2 protein-coding genes and 1 pseudogene are annotated in these 2,974 nt (G+C 45.0%); all 3 read left to right on the plus strand.

Annotated features, from left to right (window positions below):
• Nucleotides 1–156: 156 nt before the first annotated feature.
• Nucleotides 157–1,533 (plus strand): O-antigen ligase, encoded by a 1,377-nt coding sequence (locus AB4496_RS00510; protein ID WP_009846766.1) that lies wholly within the window; start codon nt 157–159, stop codon nt 1,531–1,533.
• A gap of 92 nt (nt 1,534–1,625) precedes the next feature.
• The gene (locus AB4496_RS00515) at nt 1,626–2,411 is read left to right on the plus strand and encodes a DapH/DapD/GlmU-related protein (RefSeq protein ID WP_009846767.1); all 786 of its coding nucleotides are present in this window, start codon (nt 1,626–1,628) and stop codon (nt 2,409–2,411) included.
• Nucleotides 2,404–2,974, plus strand: a pseudogene (locus AB4496_RS00520) (glycosyltransferase family 1 protein); the annotation flags it as partial. The gene AB4496_RS00515 and the pseudogene AB4496_RS00520, both read left to right, overlap by 8 nt.

The following is a 2,974-nucleotide window of genomic DNA, read 5'->3' on the forward strand; positions in this document are numbered from 1 at the left end:
GTCTTACTCCATAATCCATCATTAAATCAGTTGGTTAAATGAAATGCATAACTGGCACTCGCTTTGCAACCTTTAACATCACGCATTAGATACGACTTTCAAATGTATAACGATAGAGAGCTGCCATGAATAGTTTACTCAGCAATAGAGATTACAATGCTCACCCCTGAAGCCAATAGATTGCCAGTCATCATCACTATCAGCACCTTGTGTGTTGGGCTTGGTATTGTTTGGTACTTTGTGCCTCACCCTGCTGTCATTGTAGCGCTCGCTCTTGTGCCATTAGCTGGGTTATTCGTGTTAAACAAGACATTCTGGCTAGTTCTACTGTTCGTTGTCTTTTCATTTTTCCGAATTCACGAAGCCATACCTCAACTCTATTCGTTAAAAATACCGCTGATGCTTTCATTAGGTGCCCTGTCCGCTCTGATCTGGCATGCACTAATCAGTAAAGAGCTAAAAATCTTTTGGCACCCTTGTTTAAATTGGCTCGCCATATTTTGGGTATTGGTTTTCATTGGTATTATCTTCGCGTCTAACAGGCCCATAGCATTTGCAGAATTCAAAGGTGTTTATTGGAAAATAATCGTCATGACGCTGGCGATTACTTGGTTAGTAAACACCACGGAAAATCTTGCAAAAACCGCGATGACGATTATCTACGCAGGCGCTTTAGTCAGTTTTATTGCCGTGTACAACTCAGTAAATGGTATTGGGCTTGTTGAAGGCTCGCGCGTAACTATTGGGCGCGATTTTGGCTCTATGTTAGGTGACCCTAACGACTTAGCACTGGTACTGATGTTCCCCCTTGCCTTTACGATAAGCCAAGCCACCACATCTGGCATCTCACGGTCCAAACGTTTAATCAGCGGGTTAGTCTGTTTGTTACTGCTCGCCGCCATTATTGCGACTCAAAGCCGTGGCGGATTACTGGGTTGTATTGCGGTGATTGGTATTTTTGCGTGGAAACTAGTTCGTTCTAAAGTCCTGTTAATCTCCGTAGGAACCATCGCGGCCGTGGCGCTCTATTTAGTTGCTGGGATCTCAGACAGAGCTTCTGGTGGTGCCGCTGAACAAGGTATCGATGAATCTGCAATGGGTCGAATATATGCCTGGGAAGCGGCAGTAAAAATGGCGGTTGAGAATCCACTGACTGGCGTAGGGTTGAACAACTTCTTCTCGAATTACTTCTTTTACAGTTCGCACTGGGACGGACTGAATCACGCCGTTCACAGTACGTGGTTTGGTGTGTTAGCAGAGACTGGCTTCATTGGTCTTATCATTTTTGTCTGCCTTATCGTTTCTTTGATCAAAACCTCCCGATCCACACTCACCAGATTAAAAAACTCAACCACAGAAATCGCACCTGAACTAAATGCGGTCGCCTATGCGATCTATGCAGGTCTGATTGGAACAATCGTGTCGGGTACGTTTTTGACTCAAGGCTTCAACTGGCCGATTTATATCCTCGCAGCGCTCACAGTTTGCGTCTCAAACGTATCTCAAACTGCCTGTCAAAATGAGAAAACCTAAAACCCACATTTTAACTCGTTGAAAATATTATATTTATTAAATGGCACAGTATATGAAAGTACTTCTATATAACAAAATAGAGGATTTTCATTATGACGTCAGTATCTATACATCAATTCAAACATTGGCTTAAGTTTCATCCTAATTCTCGAATTAGAAATGTGTTTTTCATTTTGAAAGACATCAGAAGCGCAGAGCTACCTACCCCTCAAATACTTAATCGTTGCCTCTATCAAGCGCACAAGCTAGTGGTAAGTTTGGTTTCTGGCTTGACGCGATTCTTCTACTGGACACCGGCTTTCAAAGGTCGTGTGGCTCAATGTGGCAAGCGCCTGTATTTGTATGGTGGTCTGCCTTTCGTCAGCGGTCCGGTGCAAATTTCGATTGGCGATAACTGCCGTATCTCTGGCCACACGACATTCTCTGGTTGTACTCAGCCACTTGAAGGCTTGGAACACCCACTATTATCGATTGGCAACAACGTCGACATCGGTTGGCAGTCGACTATCGCTGTTGGCGGTAAAGTCGTTATCTCTGACAACGTACGAATCGCTGGCGGCGCGTTTCTATTTGGATACTCTGGTCACCCGCTAGATGCAAAACGTCGAGCGCAAGGTGAAGGTGATGACCCTCAGCAAATCGGCGACATCATTCTTGAACCTGACGTTTGGTTGGGAACCAATGTAACTGTAAAAGGCGGCGTAACTATCGGCGAAGGTGCCGTTATAGCCGCAGGCAGCGTAGTAACAAAGAATATCCCGGCCTTCGCAATCGCAGGTGGTAACCCAGCTCGAGTAGTCGGACAGATTAAATCCGTTGAAGTGACTGAATCCGATGTATTCGATTCATTAGAGACTCATGGAGGTGACCATGCGTGATTTAATCGTATTTGGTGAAGACTTTGGCGGCCTACCGTCATCAACTCAACATTTAGTGCGTCACCTTGCTAAGCAACACAAAGTCTTATGGGTCAACTCTATTGGCCTAAGACAACCGAAGCTGTCAGCTAAAGATGCCACCCGAGCGTTCCACAAATTGTTTGGCAAAACCAAAGCCGTTACTCAAAACATGCTCGACTCTGAGGGACACGACAACATTACTATCGTTAACTTAAAGACAATCCCTGCGCCTGCTTCTAAATTTTGTAGAAAGTTGGCTCAGCAAATGATGTTGCACCAACTAAAACCAGTGATTGCCGAGCTTAACCTTAACGCGCCTATCCTATGGAGTTCTCTTCCGACTGCTGTTGATCTGTGCGGACACTTAGGCGAGTCAGCGGTTGTTTATTACTGTGGGGATGATTTTAGTGCACTTGCGGGCGTAGACCACAAGACGGTCGCAAAGCATGAATTAGAACTCATTGAAAAATCAGATTTGATCTTCGCTGCTAGTGAAAAGTTGATGGACAAATTCCCTAGCGAGAAAGCTCAGCTCTTACCAC

It is taken from the genome of Vibrio sp. 10N.222.46.A1 (assembly GCF_041473595.1).
GTDB lineage: Bacteria > Pseudomonadota > Gammaproteobacteria > Enterobacterales > Vibrionaceae > Vibrio > Vibrio tasmaniensis_A.